This window comes from Microbulbifer sp. MI-G, assembly GCF_030440425.1.
Taxonomy (GTDB): Bacteria; Pseudomonadota; Gammaproteobacteria; order Pseudomonadales; family Cellvibrionaceae; genus Microbulbifer; species Microbulbifer spongiae.
On the sequence record NZ_CP098023.1, the window covers coordinates 1,014,352 to 1,030,972 of the forward strand.

The following is a 16,621-nucleotide window of genomic DNA, read 5'->3' on the forward strand; positions in this document are numbered from 1 at the left end:
TTGAATATTAGTCGGCGGAACTGGCAAAGTACATGCAAGGGCGTTTGCCCCGACAGCGAATGCGCCGGGTTTAACCGCTGAGCCGGATACCGTTGCGCGGTAGCAAGGCACCGTCAAGCAGGGCGCGCTCGCCCTGCATATGCAGGCGATGCTCCGCGAACCAGGTGACAGCCAGCGGATAAATCACATGCTCTTGCACCTGGACCCGGTTCGCCAGCGTTTCCGGTGTGTCTCCAGCCTGTATGGGCACTGTGGCCTGGACAACGGGCGGACCGCCGTCGAGCTCTTCGGTGACAAAATGAACAGTGGCGCCGTGCTCGCTGTCGCCGGCCTGCAGAGCCCGGCGGTGCGTGTGTAACCCCTGGTATTTGGGTAGCAGGGAAGGGTGAATATTGAGCAATCGGCCCCGGTAATGGCGCACAAATTCCGGGGTCAATATGCGCATAAAACCAGCCAGCACAACCAGGTCTGGTGTTTGGCGGTCGATCGCTTCAATCAGTGCGCGGTCAAAGGATGTCCTGCTGGAAAAGTCGTGGTGATCCACCACCGAGGCGGCGATGCCGGCTGCGGCGGCACGGGCCAGACCATAGGCATCCGGCCTGTTGCTGATGACGCTGCAGATGGAAAATGGTGCTCCGGTTTTGTTTGACGCTGTCAGCAGCGCCTGCAGATTGCTGCCGCTGCCGGAGATCAACACCGCGACTTTGCAGTTTCTTCGAGACATTACAGGCCTGCCAGGGCGACGGTTTCAGCGTTTCCGGCAGCAGCTTCAATATTCCCCAAAACAAAGGCATCCTCACCCAACCCCTGAAGGGTTGCGAGTGCGCTGTCGGCCTGCGCTGCGGGTACGCAGATCACCATCCCGATACCGCAGTTGAAGGTGCGGTACATTTCCCGGGCGTCGATATTGCCGGCGTTCTGTAACCAGCGAAAGACCGCCGGCATCTCCCGCCTGCCGACATCCACGCGGGCGCGACACCCCGTGGGTAGTACGCGGGGCAGGTTCTCCAGCAGGCCGCCACCGGTAATATGGCAAAGGGCGTTGATCTGGCAGTTTCTTATCAGTTGCAGCAGGTTCTTGACATAGATGCGGGTAGGGGCCATCAGCGCCTTGGCCAGGGTGATACCGCCGAAATCCTCCTGCAGGTTGGCGCTGCGTACTTCGAGTACTTTGCGAATCAGGGAGTAACCATTGGAGTGGGGGCCGCTGGAAGCGAGACCGATCAACACGTCGCCACCGGTTACCTTGCTCCCGTCGATGATTTCAGATTTTTCCACAACCCCGGTGCAGAATCCGGCCAAGTCGTAGTCGTCACCTGCGTACATACCCGGCATTTCGGCAGTTTCCCCACCCACCAGGGCGCAGCCCGCCAGCTCGCAGCCTTTCCCGATACCGGAGACCACCTCGGCGGCAATATCCACATTGAGTTTGCCGGTGGCAAAGTAATCGAGGAAGAAGAGCGGTTCGGCACCGGCAACGACCAGATCGTTGACACACATCGCCACCAGATCGATACCGATGGTGTTGTGAATGCCCAAATCCATTGCCAAACGCAGTTTTGTCCCTACGCCATCGGTACCGGAAACCAGTACCGGTTCCCTGTAGCCGGCAGGCAGTGCGCACAGGGCGCCGAATCCGCCCAGGCCACCCATGACTTCTGGGCGGGCAGTGCGCTTGGCGACATGCCGGATACGTTCTACCAGGGCGTTACCTGCATCAATATCGACACCAGCATCCCTATAGGAGAGTGGGGTCTGTGCGGATTGCGGCTTGGGGTTGCTCATGGCTTTTCCTGCGGTGGGGCCTCGGAGGGCGCGTATTCTAGCCGGGTCTCGGTCTGGTAGCTACGCCCAGGTGATCTCGGGAGGTGTGATTCGGGGCTTTTGTCTCGAATAAGACTGTTGAAACCTTCTCATTGTGCGTACTCGGGGCTGAGAGAAACGGATGACGCTGATACAATAGCCCCAATTTTGACACTCTCCGTGTATTTTGCTGTCTTGCCCAACAGGAATGACCTGGTACAAGCGCGCGGGGTGGTGCGAAGTTTGGAGAGAAATTCTATGCACAAGCTGCTCCAGCAGGGGTTGGTATTGCAGTTATCTGCACTGTTGCTCGGCGCTTTCATCCTGCCAGTTCAGGCCCGGGTTATCTCGGACCTGTACGAAGTTGTAGAGCCTGTTTCGAGTCGCGGTAGTACCGATCGAGTGGCAGCTGGCAGCCGGGGCCTAGAGCGGATCTTTGTGCGGGTTACCGGTGATGCCACCATTGGCAACAACCCCGATTTGCAGCCGGTCCTGCAGAAAGCTCAACAGTTTGTGCAGGGTTATCACTACACCAGCGAAGACAACCAGCTCTACCTCCACCTCTCCTTTGATCCCCAGGCTGTCTCCAGGCAGGTACACCAGTTGGGTCTGCCCATGTGGCCCAACAACCGGCCGGGTACGCTGGTTTGGCTGGCGGTGGATACACTGTTGCATGGGCGCAGTGTTTTGCGCGAAGAGGATACGCCGGAACTGTTCTCCGTGCTGGAGGCCATGGCTATTGAGCGCGGCGTACCGCTGGACTTTCCTGTTATGGATCTTAACGACCAGCGCAATATGCCCCTGGGCGCACTTTGGGCGCAGGACGAACAGGCCGCTGAGCGGGCTGGTCTGCGCTATAGCCCCGATGCCACTTTGATGGGGCGCATACTGCAGTCGTCGGGACACCGCTGGCAGGCTGATTGGCTGCTGGTTCACGGCGGCCGCAGTTACGCCTTCGATAGCAGTGGGGGCTCTATGGAAGAAACCGCGCTGCGCGGCGTCAATCAGATGGCCAATGTACTGGCCAGGCGCTATGCAGTGCGCCCCGAAGGGCGGGATGCCCAAATGGGGGCCATTATTATCGAGTTGACTGGCGTGGACAGCTTTGCCGACTATGTGGAGGCCTTGGGCTACCTGCGGGGGCTGGCGCAGGTAAGCAGCACCAACCTGCTCTCCGTAGAGGGAGACCGGATGCGTATCGCTTTGGCCATTTCAGTGGGATTGCCCAATCTGCGCGATACACTGGCTTTGAATCACAAACTGCGTGCGGATGGGGATACCATTGACCTGAACGGCTATCGTGCACCGCTGGGCAGTGCCGATAATCCGCTGCGGTACCGCTGGGATTAATATGCGTATTCCGCAACAGCTGTCACTGGGTGTATCCCTGCAAGATGATGCCACTTTCGAAAATTTCTATCTGGCTGAATCGGACCCCAACAGTCAGGTAGTGGCCCTGCTGCAATTATTTGCCAACGGGGAAAACCCCGAACAGGTGGTTTATATCTGGGGGGAGACCGGCAGTGGTGTGAGTCACCTGCTGCAGTCCGTTTGCCAAAGCGCAGAGAGCAGTGGGCGCAGCTTTCAATACCTGCCGCTGGCGGACTTGACGGCGATGGACCCGGCGGCAATCCTGGACGGACTGGAGCAACTGGACCTGGTGTGTATCGATGACCTGCACCTCCTGGAAAACCAGCCCCAGTGGCAAACGGCACTGTTTCACTTATACAACCGCACCAGGGATAGTGGCAGGCAACTACTGCTGGGGGGGCGCAAGCCTCCCCGCGGGTTGAATCTTGTTCTGGCGGATTTGCAGTCGCGATTCCAGTGGTCTCTGCTGTTCCAACTGAGATCCATGAATGACAGCGACAAGATTGCCGCTCTGTGCAGGCGCAGCCGCCTGCGTGGCTTTGAACTTCCAGAGGATGTAGCCCTGTATATTCTCCACCGCGCACCCAGAGATACTCGCGCACTGTTTTTACTGCTGGAGCAGCTGGACAGAGCGTCTTTGATGGCTCAGCGCAAAGTCACCATCCCGTTCGTCAAGCAGGTGTTGGATATCTAGCATTTTATCCAACCCGCTTTTTGCTTTGCATTAGTGCCCAGCTTGGGCTTTTTCAGCCTTTTTTATCACCTTGCACCTGTTTTTGCCCGCTTTCCGGCTGACCTTGGCGGTGCTTTTTTTGCTTTGAAATACCTTCCGGCCACTGTATCAAGATGTGGCGGCGGAAGGGTTCGTGCGGGGGGTGCCGCCTGTATTTACTTCCAAAGCCCACAGTTTCGGGACCCTGTTATGCTGAATATTCATAAAATCCTCTATGTGAGCCACGCTGCCGACGATGAAAGTAGCGGTTTGTTGCAGGCGTTTGGCGTTGCGCGCAATACCGGCGCTGTCATAAAGGTACTCCTTGTCTGTCCATCGGTGCCCGAGGGGTTTGAGGAGTTCATTGCACTCTGCGAGGAGGCCCTGCTGAAACGGGTCAGAAGCGAGATCGAATCGGCCCAGAAGCGCATGAACCTGAATGAAGACCAGGTCAAACTGGAGATCGAGTGCGACTGCGGCCCCCGCCCCGCAGAGCGGGTGATCCGCAGGGTTCTGTCCGACGGATACGACCTGGTGGTCAAGAATGTGGAGGGGCACAATCAACGCAAAGGGTTCAAGGCCATTGATATGGAGCTGCTGCGCAAGTGTCCCTGCCCGGTGTGGTTGTGCCGTCCGATAGAGCGGCCCCAAAAAGAGATCAGAGTGGCGGTAGCGGTAGATCCAGAATGCGAAGCGGCCGGAACCTATGACCTGGCTATTCGTCTGTTGCGCTGGGCGCGAATGCTGGCGGACAGCTGCAGCGGCACTCTGCATATTGTCTCTTGCTGGGATTTTGATGTGGATGAGTATTTGCGCCGCCACTTCCCGCTGAATGCAACTGAGGAAGAACTGGACGAGGCCACTGAAGTGGCCCGTTCCCGGCACCACTCGAAACTGGAAGTGCTGATACGGGCATCCAATATTGGCGGGGATTTGCAGCTACACCATGTCATCGCTCGCCCGGATAACTATATTCCACTGCTTATCGAGGAAGAGTCGCTTGATCTTCTGGTGATGGGCACTGTGGGGCGGGCAGGGATTCCCGGCTTTATCATGGGCAATACCGCGGAGAATATTCTGCAGAAAGTCAGCTGTTCACTGCTGGCCTTAAAGCCCAGTGACTTCGCCTCCCCGATTAAAGTCTAAACAGCGTACAAACAGGATTTCCCGACGCCTTGGCCATGGTATAGCTGGGAGGCTCCGGGCAGTCAAAAGGTGACGATATCTGAACAATGGCGATGGATAAAAATAATGAAACAATAGCGAAATGGCCTGTTTACTTGCGCACAACGTTTTTATTCTTCGGTTTGAAGCTTTGCGATTGCATGGTGGCAATTTTGACATGGATGTTTTTAACTGCCCAGAGCTGCCAGGCGTGGGTGCATGATCCTGAACCACAGCGCGGGGATACAAGCCAGCAGCATCATACCGGGGTAGCCTGTGGGCATCTGGGGACTGCCCCTATGGTGTCGAAGAATAGGATACTTGCGACTGGCGCGGAAGTGGTGGTCCGAATGGCGCGACAACTCAAACAGGCTCAAGCGGCCAAGGATGTGATTCGAATTCCAGGAGTGTATGGGCATAACCCGTTCGTAACGGCCATCCGGTGTTTGTCGGCGGCTGAGGCCATAATGCTCGATGTAATTGACTGTTTCCAGCAAGAGAATACCAAGTAGCGCCGCCAGGACAAAACAAACTGCAGCTTTGGCACCAAAGAGCCAGCCCATCGAGGCAATGAGCGCAACTTGGATAAGTTGAAATTGCAGCATTTGGTTGCTGGGGCTCCACCAGGATCTGCCGCGCTTGGCCAGCCGCTGCGCTTCCAACCGCCAGGCCGAAACATATCCCTGTGCGATTGAACGCAGCCAAAAGCCGTAGAGGGTTTCTCCATAGCGCGCACTGGCGGGGTCTTGTGGTGTGGCCACATGTCGGTGATGCCCGCGGTTGTGCTCGATATAGAAATGCATGTTGAGAGAAGAGAGCAGCAACAGCTTTGCCAAAGCCTGTTCGAAGCGGCTCGTTCTATGACCCAGCTCGTGGCCGATATTAATGCCAAAGGATCCGCACATCAGACCCATACTGAAGATTGCCCCTGCAAGAGCCCAGGCTTGCAGTGAGGGCACCAGCATCAGGAAGTAGAGAAGAACACCATATTGAACCGGGACAGACAAATACAGCATCCAGTTGAAGAATGGATTGGAGGCAGCGGTATGCTCCTGCGCCGGTGCCAGATTGGCGGTCGGTGCGGGCGCGGCGAGTTCCAGTAGTGGTAGCAGCCCGTAAAGATATAGAAGAGGTACAAACAGCCAGAAGCCCCCCTGCCAGAACCCCAGTAGTACCAGTACCGGCAATATATAGGCAAAACTGTATCGCAATGGGTGCAAACGCATGACCAGACCTCCGCCAGGCGCTGAGCGCCTGTTCAATTCGATTTTTTACTATTTTTATAACCGAAGTGCCTATAAACCCCAGGTAAGCCCGATCCCGGGGACAGCAGAACTGCAGCTGAGTATATCACTCCTGCAGTGATACTTACTGATTGACCTGGGGGTCATAAAATTGTTTCGCTGCTTGCCCAACCAATGTCCTTGCAATGCCGGTAGAGCGCTTGAATGAGTGCAAGGATCTACTCAGGAGGGAAAAAAGAAAAAATAAGCACCCGGCCGCCATCCGCAAATGACAGGGCCAATCCACGTTGCGCTCGCTGAGAGGATTTATTATCTACGCGGAAAAATGACATACAGGGTAGTGAAGACCGGCAGTAAAAAAACCGAAATGACCACTGCAAGTTAAGTATTACTTGTTTTGCCGGTACCGGCGCTGGGCAATCTCTGTTGAGCAGTAGTGCTGTACCCCCGCAGTTCTGTAGTACGGTGGGTGCATGGATTGCCGCGGGAGGGCTGGGTGCGGTGATCGGCAGGTTTTAAGCACTCCCGTGGCAAGCACCGCTTACCGGTAGATATGGGAAAAAACAGGACCGCCCCTAAGGGCAGCCCTGTGTATTGCACAGAGGCTTCATGGCCTGAGCGAACAGCATTGCATGGTGATAGGCCGCTTATCACCGGTCACTCACTGCTGGGCTTTGACTTCCGCCACCCAATCGTCAACCAGTTCTTCCAGTACATCCAGCGGTACTGCGCCGTTGGCCAAAATCGTATCGTGGAAAGCGCGCACATCAAATTTTTCTCCCAGAGCGGATTTGGCTTTCTCGCGCAGCTCGACAATTTTCAGCATACCGATTTTATAAGCGGTGGCCTGGCCCGGTAGGACAATATAGCGTTCAATGGCCTTAACCACATCTCCTTTGGGGTTGGGGGTGTTTTCCACCAGGTAGTTGATGGCATCTTCACGGGTCCACCGTTTGCTGTGGATACCAGTGTCCACCACCAGGCGGCCAGCGCGCCACAGCTCCATGGCCAGGCGGCCGAAGTCGGAGTAGGGGTCCTCATAGAAGCCCAGCTCTTTCGGTACCAGTTCGGAGTAGAGGCCCCAGCCCTCGGTATAGGCGGTGTAACTGCCGTATTTGCGGAACTTGGGAATGTCCGGCAGCTCCTGGGCGATAGACAGCTGCATATGGTGTCCGGGAATACCTTCGTGGTAAGCCAGTGCCTCCATCTGATAAGTGGGCATGTCCTCCATGTTATACAGATTGGCGTAGTAGATGCCAGGGCGCGAACCATCGGGTGCAGGGCGCTGATAAAAGGCCTTGCCGGCGGACTGCTCGCGGAAGGGCTCCACCGCCCGGACATCGAGGTCGGCCTTGGGTTTGGTGATAAATAGTTGGTCCAGTTTGCCCTTCATGGTATTGATAATGGCAGTGGCTTTTTTCAAGTATGCCGCTTTGCCCTCTTCACTGGTGGGGTAGTAGAACTGTTTATCGGTGCGCATGAATTCGAAAAATTCCTGCAGGGTGCCTTTAAAACCTACCTTTTTCATGATCTCACGCATTTCTTCGTGAATACGTGCAACTTCTTTGAGACCGATCTGGTGGATCTCGTCGGCGGTCATGTCTGTTGTGGTGTAGACGCCCAGGCGAAAATTGTAGAAATCCTCCCCATCCGCCAGCTTCCAGGCGCCGTCATCGGTGGTGGCGTCTTTTTCAAGCTGCTGCAGGTAGGCAATCAGCTTTTCGTAAGCCGGCTTTACACGGTTTTTAAGCGCGGCAGTGGCTTGATCGACCAAGGCTTTTTTCTCTTCGACGGCAATATCCAGTTTTTCCACTTTGCCCTTGAAATCTGCCAACAGCGGGCTGTCTGTATCGCCGCCAAAGGGGACGCCGCTGATCAGGTTCTTCGCGTCACTGATGGCATAGGGGAAGGCGAATTTCGGCACAATAGTACCGGCTTTTGCATTTTCCCTCAGTTTCTCTTCCAACTGGGAAAAATACTCGGGCAGCCCATTCAGGCGTGAGATGTAGGCTCTTGCATCGCTTGCGTTGTCAATACGGTGCTGACTGATCAACAGGGAGGCCGCACTGGTGTGGGTGGCATACATCTGATTGACCGGATAACCGTGGTGGCGCCACTTGTAGCCCTCGATATCCTGCTCCAGATTGCGCTTGGCCAGCCGCAGGCTCAGGCGAGTGGCACTGTCCAGTTTTTCGGGGTCAATTGTCTTTAGCTCGGCCAGTTGGCGTTTGTTGATGGTCAGGGTTTCTTCTGCAAACTGTTGGGAGAGATCGTTCCATTTGTCATAGTCCTCTTTTATGCCCAGAAAGGTTTTAAATTCCGGGCTGCGGGACAGGTGTTCCTGAAAAAAGTCCTCGAACATTTGTTTGGTTTGCTTGATGGTCTCCTGGCTCACCTTGGCAGGGTTGTCAGTGGCAGTTTGGGTGACTGTACTCTCCGCGGAAGTCATGGTGTTTTGCTCCGCAGTATTGTCTGTGCCGCGGCTACAGCCGCTGAGAATCAGCGCGCTTATAGCCGTTGCAATCAGGGTGGATTTCACTTTCATGGACATGTTCCCGGGGTTTGGATGGTTGTTGAAAATTTGTGCCGCCAAACGGACATTCTTTAAAAAAATTTTTCTACACAATCCCTATTCCATGCGGGATGATCGCGCAGGTCAGCGGGTATTGTGCGCACTCACGGAGCTTTTGGCCAGAGACACAGCATTGTTGCGGGAAAGGTGGGTCGTAGTTGAATGTGCGGAAATAAAAAAGCGGGCATTGTTGGGCCCGCTATTGGGCGATGTTGCGATCAGGCGAAATTCTGGTTTACAAATTCCCAGTTGACCAGGGCCCAGAAAGCTTCCATGTACTTCGGGCGCAGATTGCGGTAATCGATATAGTAGGCATGTTCCCAGACATCGCAGGTCAATAGGGGGGTGAGCCCCTCTTCGGTCAATGGGGTGCCGGCATTTGAAGTATTTAAGATCGCGATTGAGCCGTCAGCTTTCTTCACCAGCCAGGTCCAGCCAGAGCCGAAATTGTTCACAGCACTGGTGGTGAATTCCTCTTTAAACTTGTCAAAGCTGCCAAAGGTAGAGTCAATGGCTTCGGCAATGGCACCCCCGGCTTCTCCACCGCCGTTCGGGCTCAGGCAGTTCCAGTAGAATGTGTGGTTCCAGACCTGGGCGGCATTGTTGAATACGCCGGCGGAGGAGGACTTGATCACCTCCTCCAGGGACTTGTCGGCGTCGGCAGTGCCTTCCAGCAGGCCATTGAGTTTGTCGACATAGGTTTTGTGGTGCTTGCCGTAGTGATACTCCAGGGTTTCTTCGGAGATGTGTGGTTCCAGGGCATTCTTCGCGTAGGGGAGTTTGGGCAATTCGAAAGCCATGGTGTCTTCCTTCCTTTTGTCTGAGGTTATTGGTGAGGGCATTCTACACGCGCTGAATGCCGGAATTAAGTCAGGGCAGCGGGATAGAGGGAGGTTGGGACAATTTCCTAAAAGTCAAGGGGAGGGATTTTGTGCCGGCACTGCCCGACTGTCGTCTATTCTTACCATTGAGCGCTTACTTTTTCGTCAGTTTTTGGTATAACTGCCGTAGAATTCGACGAATCTGTCTCAAGTTGATTGGCATGAAACGATTGGTTGATCACGACTGGCTGGAGTGATGCCAGACTGACCAGTACTCGACCTACCTGACAAGTCACCGGGTGTAATGATCCATGCAACGCAAAGAGCCCACACTGGACGGCAATGCCGCTATTGAACCATCACTGGACCTCAAATCCTCAGAGCCGCGCGAACAGGTGCCTGAACCCCGGGTTATTGTGGAAAAGCACCGGAGCGGTTTCTCTTTCCTGGGCCTGTGCGCGCTGGTGCTCGCTTTGGGTGGGCTCGCTGCATCCGGCTTTCTCTACCAGCAGTGGCAGGCGGGGCGCACACAACTGACCAATGCAGAAAACCGCATCGCCGATGCGGAAAATCGTATCGCTGAACTGGAGAAGCGCTTCAATCTGTCCGATGAGGAGTCCACAGCTTCTGTAGAGGTGTTAAATGCCAAGGCCAAGGAAAATACCTCTGAAATCCGCAAGCTTTGGGGTGTGGCCTACGATACCAACCGCAAGAGCATCGCCGCAAACAAGACGGCTGCGGCGGCCAACAAAAAACAGGTTGCAGCGCTCAATACGAAGCTGAACGGCCTCGGCGCCAGTGTGAAGAAGATTGCCGCAGTGGAATCTGCCCTGGCAGAGCTGCGCAAGAGCAACACCCAAAGCAAACGCGAGGTGGGTGATAAACTGTCGCGACTGGAGCGTCAGCTGGCATCGGTGCGCAGTGACCTGACCATGCGTGTCGGTGCCAACGAGGAGGCGGTGGAATCCATCGATGCCTATCGCCGCTCGGTCAACAAGGACCTGGTGCAACTGCGCGATGCCATTCGTTCTCTGCAGGCCAGTGAGCCGACGGCCTCCGCCATGTAACCTGAAGCGGGACTTTTGAAAAGGGCGAACCCGGTGTTCGCCCTTTTTTATTGTCATTTATCCAGGTTGCTCAACCGAGCTCTCGGGCCGGGCCAAGACCTCTGTGTTTCGTGTAAAATCGCCGCCCTTGTGACATTAATCGGAGTTGGGTATGACCACTATCTGCCAGGGTGATTTGATCGAAAGCGTGGCCGGCGCGCTGCAATTTATCTCTTACTATCACCCGCAAGACTTCATCCAGGCACTGGACAAAGCTTACCGGAAGGAGGCCAATCCGGCAGCTAGGGATGCCATGGCACAGATATTGATCAACTCGCGTATGTGTGCCGAAGGGCATCGCCCCATTTGCCAGGACACGGGTATTGTCACCGTGAAATTGAAAGTGGGGATGCATGTGCGCTGGGAAGCGGATATGAGTGTGGAGGATATGGTGAACGAGGGCGTGCGTCGCGCCTACCTCAATACCGGGAACCTGCTGCGGGCCTCTATTCTTGCGGACCCCGATGGTGAGCGCAGGAATACCGGTGACAATACCCCGGCTGTGATCCACTACGACATTGTGCCCGGTGATACCGTCGAGGTCTATGTGGCGGCCAAGGGTGGGGGCAGCGAGGCCAAGACCAAGTTTGCCATGTTGAACCCCTCCGACTCCGTGATTGACTGGGTATTGAAGATGGTGCCACAAATGGGTGCCGGTTGGTGCCCCCCTGGCATACTGGGGATAGGCATTGGCGGTACGGCGGAAAAAGCCATGCTGCTTGCAAAAGAATCTCTGCTCGATCCGATCGATATTCAGGACCTGCAGGAACGCGGTGCCGCCAACCGGGCCGAGGCGTTGCGCCTGGAACTGTATGATGCCGTGAACAAGCTGGGTATCGGTGCCCAGGGGCTCGGTGGGCTGACCACTGTCCTGGATGTCAAGGTCAAGGACTACCCAACCCATGCAGCCAATAAGGCGGTGGCAATTATTCCCAACTGTGCGGCTACCCGCCACACCCACTTTACCCTGAATGGCAACGGCCCTGCGCACCAGACGCCGCCCAAGCTGGCAGACTGGCCGGAAATTATCCGTGAGGCAGGCGGCAACACCCGCCGGGTAAATCTGGATTTGGTGACTGCGGAGGAGGTACGGACCTGGCAACCCGGTGAAACCCTGTTGCTCAACGGAAAAATGCTCACAGGCCGTGATGCTGCCCATAAGAAGATGGTGGATATCCTCGCCAAAGGCGGGAAGCTGCCGGTGGACCTGGCTGGTCGTTTTATTTACTACGTGGGCCCGGTGGATCCGGTGCGCGATGAAGTGGTCGGCCCCGCAGGCCCCACCACTGCCACACGTATGGATAAATTTACCCGCACAATGCTTGAGGAAACCGGACTACAGGGCATGATTGGTAAAGCGGAGCGCGGTCCTATGGCGATTGAAGCCATCCGCGATAACCGTGCAGTTTACCTGATGGCTGTGGGCGGTGCCGCCTATCTTGTGGCCCAGGCGATCAAGGCGGCCAGGGTCGTTGCCTTTCCCGAGTTGGGTATGGAAGCCATTTATGAATTTGAAGTGGAAGAGATGCCGGTGACAGTGGCGGTAGACAGCCGGGGTGAGTCGGTTCACACCACAGGCCCACTGATCTGGAAGGCCAAGATTGAAGGAGGCCTGGTGTAAACGCAGCATCTCCTGAGAGAGTTCGGCTCTTCAGGATGTTTGGCCTTTCCCCGGGGGTATTCGCAGAGCTTGTGTATTTTTTTGGCTTTCAAAGGCAGGCGGAGAGACTCCCTGCCCAGTATCAAGCACTGGGCCTAATACTGAATACTGATTCCCGCAGTGACTGGCGAAGTGGTCTGATTTTTCAGCCAGGTACAGTGCAAGTGTTCTTTCCCCGGTCGGTGTGAGGCGGCCAGGGGCTTTGGACAAATTGATCGCTACCAGGTCGAAGGCCGGCTTAAATGGAGGGACCAGGCTCTTATTGTCCCTGTCCATCAAACCACAACGCCCTTTTCGGTGGCGGCATCATTAAAAAGAGCTTCTCAACTCTTCCATTCGTCAATTAAGATTGCATCATGACAAGAAAAAGAGGGGTGGGGCATGTTGCAATTGCATGATGTGATTACTTTCAGGAAGCGATACAGAGAGGCGGTTCGCAGCCATTATAACGGCTGGTTCCACCTGACAGCCATTGTGTTGATCTGTTTGGGAGTTTCTGGTTACTGTATTGTTCTGGTAGATGCACTGAGACTTGGGGAGCTTCTGGCCGTTCCTCTGGGTATTCTCCTCTACAACTTTATGGAATATGCTGCCCACCGTTGGGCAGGACATAAAAAACAAAAGCTGACCCGATTGTTTTACAACCGACACACCGGTGATCACCACAGCTTTTATTCTCCGCCGTTGCTGTCTTTTGCGTCTTCGCGGGACTGGCGTATCGTTCTATTCCCAACCTATTTAAGTGCTTTTTTGGCTTTTATTCTCGCCCCGTTTTGTGGATATCTTCTGGCGTCTCTGTTCTCAGTGAACGCGGGCTATATCCTGGCGGCAGTCATAGTCCTGAGTCACCTGGGTTACGAAGTGCTGCACTTGGCTTATCACCAGCCCGAAGGACACTGGTTTCACAACGTACCGGGGTTGCGGGAGTTGGCCCATTTGCATCGGATTCACCATCGTCGGGAGTTGATGAAAACCAGCAATTTTAATTTGACCCTTCCCCTGTTTGATCTCCTGCTGGGTACCTTTCACTGGGAGCCCAGGGATACCTTTGATGGCCCTGGCAAGTAAAGCTCCGCTGACAGGGTATCACTCGGTTTCCTCAAAGTGCCTGCTTCTCTTTTATAGGTTCAACAGTGATGGAAAAACACTGTTGGTATATTGCCCTTTTCTTGTCGAATCGCTGGCTATTCGCCACGCATGTCATATTCAAATTGAACCGGATCTACCTGTGACAGATACTGTGATTCTTGAGGGCGCGGTGGCACTGAATGTCCCGGTACCCCAGCGCTAATCGCATGCAGTGCCACATTGGTGCCATAAAACCGTATAAAATGCGTTTTTAGGGTGCACGCTTGTTTCACTGAAGTCGCCCGGTTAGAGTGGTGCCCAGATAAAACAAGGGATAATAAGCCAGGTTTTGAGGAAACATCCATGACCGAATTAGCTCAACAACAATGTGAAGCCTGCCGCGCCGATGCACCGCTTGTCAGTGACGATGAACTGCCAGGATTATTGCGACAGATCCCCGACTGGTCGCCGATCACCCGAGATGGAATCCTGCAGCTGGAGCGTGTATTCAAGTTTCGCAATTTCAAACAGGCACTGGCATTTACCAACCGGGTTGGCGCCATTGCCGAAGAAGTGGGGCACCACCCGGCGCTGTTGACCGAGTGGGGCAAAGTGACCGTGACCTGGTGGAGCCACGAAGCTAAGGGCCTGCACAAGAATGATTTTATTATGGCCGCACGCACGGATCAGCAAGTGGACGCGGAATAGGTAAAGCCCTCAGCTATCAATGCAGTAGTGAAATGATCTTCCTGCCTGTGCTCAGCTCTTTTGACCGGAAAGTGGCACAGAGCAGTTCTGTGCCGGCTTGATGCCGGCAGGAAGGAGGCGCAGGTTGTCTGAGTACACTTCCAAAGTTGTCTGGCAGCGCGGTGGCCAGACCTTCACCGATAACCAATACAGTCGCGCGCACACTTGGCGGTTTGATGGCGGCGTGTCAGTGCCCGCTTCCTCCTCCCCGCAGGTGGTCCCGCTCCCCTATTCGGTGGCGGAGCATGTCGATCCTGAAGAAGCCTTTGTAGCGGCACTCTCCAGCTGCCACATGCTGTTTTTCCTCGCCATGGCGGCCAAGCGGGATTTTGTGGTGGATACGTACCGGGATGAAGCGGTGGGCGTGATGGGTACGATTGCGGCAGGCAGAATGGGCGTCACACAGGTCACGCTGCACCCTCGAGCGCTTTTCTCCGGGGACAAACAGCCCACCAGGGCGCAGTTGGAAAAAATGCACCACCTGGCCCACAAGCAGTGCTTTATTGCCAACTCCGTTAAGACTGAGGTGGTCATTGAGATATGCGCGTTTTGAGCCCAAGTTTGAATCACCACAATACCGTGTTTGCCCAGCAGCGGTTCACAGCCTGAACGGGCTATTTGCACTCCTGTTTGCGGTATTGGCCCGGTGAACACCCGGTTACCTGTTTGAATGCCTTTCGGAAAGCGGCTTCAGATTGATAGCCGGCTTCTTCAGCAATAGCCGCAATACTGCGCTGGCTGGTCAAGAGGCACTCCTGTGCCCCGCGCATACGCCATTGCGTCAGGTATTGCATCGGGGTGATATTGACCAGATCGCGGAAGCGGTTGACAAAGGCTGTTCTGCCCATGGCAACGGCATGTGCAAGACTATCGAGCGTCCAGGGTTTTTCCGGCTCATTGTGTATCAGGTTAAGGGCTTTGCCGATTTTCGGATCTGCCAATGCGCCCAACAAGCCGTGCTGTTCTGTTCGGTGCATTTGCAGGCGCAAGACCTCGATAAACAGCAGGTAAGCCAGGTGATTCGCCGCAGCGAAACAGCCCATCTCCCGTGTCTGAAGTTCATTGATTAATAGATCGACAATGGTGCGGATTTGAGGCTGGCAACTCTGTACTTGAAAATCCAGAATGACGGCAGGTGGCATGGCATCCAGCAATGGCCAGGCAATGCGGCTGCTGAATTCGAAAAAGCCACAGACCATGTTGGCAGACGCTGCCTGCTGCTGGTCGATCGGTTGATTGACTTGTTCCTCAGGGGGGGTTTTCGATTCGCTCGACATCACATGCTGGTGGTCATAGGGAAACAACACCAGATCACCGGCTGTCAACAGAGTTGGCTCCTGCTCAGGTCGATGTAGCCAGGCCTTGCCCAATGTCAGCAGATGAAACGGCATACGCCGTGAACCCGAGGTATCAATCGCCCAGTGGCCACAAAAATCCCCATGGGCATAGACATCCACCTTCAATCCAAGGCCCTGCAGAATTTTGCTCAAGGCATCCTTGTTATCCAGATACATAACAGCCCTATAACCAGTAAAGAGTTAAGTATGTACTATTTGATCGAAATTATGAACAAAAAGGCATATTAAGTACATCTTTCTCTACTTTATAGTCTACTTCGCAACCTGGTTGCTAACACAGATCTAACATTTTGGAGTGATGAATCATGTTAATCAGAAAGACCTTAGCCCTGTTCATTCTGGCCACCGGGCTTTTGATGGCTGCGGTAGGTTTTGCCGGTACGCCGCAAAAAAATAGTGAAGGTGTGACCGTGATCCACCTTGATGAATACAATGGCTATTTTGAGGCGAAGGAAACCGTAGCGGGTTTGAAAGCCGGTGAGTACGAATTCGTTGTTACCAATAAAGCCAATAAGCTGGTGGGGTTCCAAATCCAGAATTATAAAACTCATGCCAGGTTAGACATGTTTCCGCTGGAGCCGGGTGAGACACGCACCGCGCGGGTTACCGTTACTGAGGATGGTGTCCGTTTCCGCTGCCCCATCAACCCGACTCCCTGGTACGACCTGGATGTTATCTCACCGGCGGAATCCTCATAAACCGCAATAGAGGCTGAATGGATTCGATAGGAAGAGAGATACCGGTCTAACTTGCTGATATCTATGACATCGGCTGCCCAAGTGGCAGCCGCTGGTCCGCCTATGATGACCAGACAATGGCATGCCGCGCCCGCCTGCAATCGTACTCCCGCAAAAACACCGCTCATGACTGTCCTGCCTGTACAGACCCTGCCCGCCAGTATGAATCAACCGATATAGCCAGGACAGAAAGCCCCAGCAGGAGGATTATTAAAGGATTTATATGGAGATTTGCAACTGAACGGGACATTCACCTGT

The 16,621-nt window shown here is 54.8% G+C and carries 15 protein-coding genes; 9 read left to right on the top strand and 6 right to left on the bottom strand.

Features of this window, described 5'->3' with window-relative positions:
• Positions 1-70 precede the first annotated feature (70 nt).
• On the bottom strand, positions 71-724 hold the full coding sequence (gene purN / locus M8T91_RS04185; RefSeq protein ID WP_301417108.1) for a phosphoribosylglycinamide formyltransferase: 654 nt from the start codon (positions 722-724) through the stop codon (positions 71-73).
• Positions 724-1,785, bottom strand: a complete 1,062-nt coding sequence (gene purM, locus M8T91_RS04190) for a phosphoribosylformylglycinamidine cyclo-ligase (RefSeq protein WP_301417109.1) — start codon at positions 1,783-1,785, stop codon at positions 724-726. Before purM ends, purN begins: the two co-directional genes overlap by 1 nt.
• 276 nt (positions 1,786-2,061) lie before the next feature.
• Between purM and M8T91_RS04195 the strand changes: the two genes are divergently transcribed.
• The 3 genes from M8T91_RS04195 to M8T91_RS04205 all read left to right on the top strand — a co-directional run bounded on the left by M8T91_RS04195 (position 2,062) and on the right by M8T91_RS04205 (position 5,032).
• Complete coding sequence (locus tag M8T91_RS04195) at positions 2,062-3,153, top strand: DUF2066 domain-containing protein (RefSeq protein WP_301417111.1); 1,092 nt, start codon at positions 2,062-2,064, stop codon at positions 3,151-3,153.
• A gap of 1 nt (position 3,154) precedes the next feature.
• Entirely contained in the window at positions 3,155-3,868 is a 714-nt protein-coding gene (gene hda, locus M8T91_RS04200) for a DnaA regulatory inactivator Hda (protein ID WP_301417114.1), read from the top strand.
• 228 nt (positions 3,869-4,096) lie between these two features.
• On the top strand, positions 4,097-5,032 hold the full coding sequence (locus M8T91_RS04205; protein ID WP_301417116.1) for a universal stress protein: 936 nt from the start codon (positions 4,097-4,099) through the stop codon (positions 5,030-5,032).
• Positions 5,033-5,238: 206 nt separating this feature from the next.
• On the opposite strand, the gene M8T91_RS04210 is transcribed toward M8T91_RS04205, so the two are convergent.
• From M8T91_RS04210 to M8T91_RS04220, 3 genes are all read right to left on the bottom strand, one after another.
• Positions 5,239-6,276, bottom strand: coding sequence for an alkane 1-monooxygenase (locus tag M8T91_RS04210; RefSeq protein WP_301417118.1), 1,038 nt, complete (start codon positions 6,274-6,276; stop codon positions 5,239-5,241).
• Between the two features lie 679 nt (positions 6,277-6,955).
• Positions 6,956-8,839, bottom strand: a complete 1,884-nt coding sequence (locus M8T91_RS04215; RefSeq protein WP_301417120.1) for a DUF885 domain-containing protein — start codon at positions 8,837-8,839, stop codon at positions 6,956-6,958.
• Positions 8,840-9,084: 245 nt separating this feature from the next.
• On the bottom strand, positions 9,085-9,666 hold the full coding sequence (locus tag M8T91_RS04220) for a superoxide dismutase (protein WP_301417122.1): 582 nt from the start codon (positions 9,664-9,666) through the stop codon (positions 9,085-9,087).
• Between the two features lie 332 nt (positions 9,667-9,998).
• Between M8T91_RS04220 and M8T91_RS04225 the strand changes: the two genes are divergently transcribed.
• From M8T91_RS04225 to M8T91_RS04245, 5 genes are all read left to right on the top strand, one after another.
• Positions 9,999-10,754 carry a hypothetical protein gene (locus tag M8T91_RS04225; RefSeq protein WP_301417124.1) on the top strand — a complete coding sequence of 252 codons (756 nt, stop codon included), beginning with the start codon at positions 9,999-10,001 and terminating at the stop codon, positions 10,752-10,754.
• A gap of 151 nt (positions 10,755-10,905) precedes the next feature.
• Positions 10,906-12,414 (top strand): fumarate hydratase, encoded by a 1,509-nt coding sequence (locus tag M8T91_RS04230; RefSeq protein ID WP_301417127.1) that lies wholly within the window; start codon positions 10,906-10,908, stop codon positions 12,412-12,414.
• A gap of 420 nt (positions 12,415-12,834) precedes the next feature.
• Entirely contained in the window at positions 12,835-13,521 is a 687-nt protein-coding gene (locus M8T91_RS04235) for a sterol desaturase family protein (protein ID WP_301417129.1), read from the top strand.
• Between the two features lie 363 nt (positions 13,522-13,884).
• Complete coding sequence (locus M8T91_RS04240; protein WP_301417131.1) at positions 13,885-14,229, top strand: 4a-hydroxytetrahydrobiopterin dehydratase; 345 nt, start codon at positions 13,885-13,887, stop codon at positions 14,227-14,229.
• 124 nt (positions 14,230-14,353) lie between these two features.
• On the top strand, positions 14,354-14,821 hold the full coding sequence (locus M8T91_RS04245; protein ID WP_301417133.1) for an OsmC family protein: 468 nt from the start codon (positions 14,354-14,356) through the stop codon (positions 14,819-14,821).
• Between the two features lie 61 nt (positions 14,822-14,882).
• Here M8T91_RS04245 and M8T91_RS04250 read toward each other — a convergent pair whose 3' ends face one another.
• A complete protein-coding gene (locus M8T91_RS04250) occupies positions 14,883-15,782 on the bottom strand; it encodes an AraC family transcriptional regulator (protein WP_301417135.1) in 900 nt (299 codons plus the stop codon).
• A 149-nt stretch (positions 15,783-15,931) separates the two neighbouring features.
• Between M8T91_RS04250 and M8T91_RS04255 the strand changes: the two genes are divergently transcribed.
• Positions 15,932-16,324: a hypothetical protein gene (locus tag M8T91_RS04255; RefSeq protein ID WP_301417137.1), complete on the top strand. Its 393-nt coding sequence runs from the start codon at positions 15,932-15,934 to the stop codon at positions 16,322-16,324.
• Positions 16,325-16,621 lie beyond the last annotated feature (297 nt).

Excerpts from the sequence above, each read along its gene's own strand:
- M8T91_RS04240 (WP_301417131.1), top strand. The coding sequence starts at position 13,885 with ATGACCGAATTAGCTCAACAACAATGTGAAGCCTGCCGCGCCGATGCA.
- M8T91_RS04250 (WP_301417135.1), bottom strand. The coding sequence starts at position 15,782 with ATGTATCTGGATAACAAGGATGCCTTGAGCAAAATTCTGCAGGGCCTT.
- hda (WP_301417114.1), top strand. The coding sequence starts at position 3,155 with ATGCGTATTCCGCAACAGCTGTCACTGGGTGTATCCCTGCAAGATGAT.
- M8T91_RS04255 (WP_301417137.1), top strand. The coding sequence starts at position 15,932 with ATGTTAATCAGAAAGACCTTAGCCCTGTTCATTCTGGCCACCGGGCTT.
- M8T91_RS04215 (WP_301417120.1), bottom strand. The coding sequence starts at position 8,839 with ATGAAAGTGAAATCCACCCTGATTGCAACGGCTATAAGCGCGCTGATT.
- M8T91_RS04220 (WP_301417122.1), bottom strand. The coding sequence starts at position 9,666 with ATGGCTTTCGAATTGCCCAAACTCCCCTACGCGAAGAATGCCCTGGAA.
- purN (WP_301417108.1), bottom strand. The coding sequence starts at position 724 with ATGTCTCGAAGAAACTGCAAAGTCGCGGTGTTGATCTCCGGCAGCGGC.
- purM (WP_301417109.1), bottom strand. The coding sequence starts at position 1,785 with ATGAGCAACCCCAAGCCGCAATCCGCACAGACCCCACTCTCCTATAGG.
- M8T91_RS04235 (WP_301417129.1), top strand. The coding sequence starts at position 12,835 with ATGTTGCAATTGCATGATGTGATTACTTTCAGGAAGCGATACAGAGAG.
- M8T91_RS04205 (WP_301417116.1), top strand. The coding sequence starts at position 4,097 with ATGCTGAATATTCATAAAATCCTCTATGTGAGCCACGCTGCCGACGAT.
- M8T91_RS04210 (WP_301417118.1), bottom strand. The coding sequence starts at position 6,276 with ATGCGTTTGCACCCATTGCGATACAGTTTTGCCTATATATTGCCGGTA.
- M8T91_RS04225 (WP_301417124.1), top strand. The coding sequence starts at position 9,999 with ATGCAACGCAAAGAGCCCACACTGGACGGCAATGCCGCTATTGAACCA.
- M8T91_RS04230 (WP_301417127.1), top strand. The coding sequence starts at position 10,906 with ATGACCACTATCTGCCAGGGTGATTTGATCGAAAGCGTGGCCGGCGCG.
- M8T91_RS04195 (WP_301417111.1), top strand. The coding sequence starts at position 2,062 with ATGCACAAGCTGCTCCAGCAGGGGTTGGTATTGCAGTTATCTGCACTG.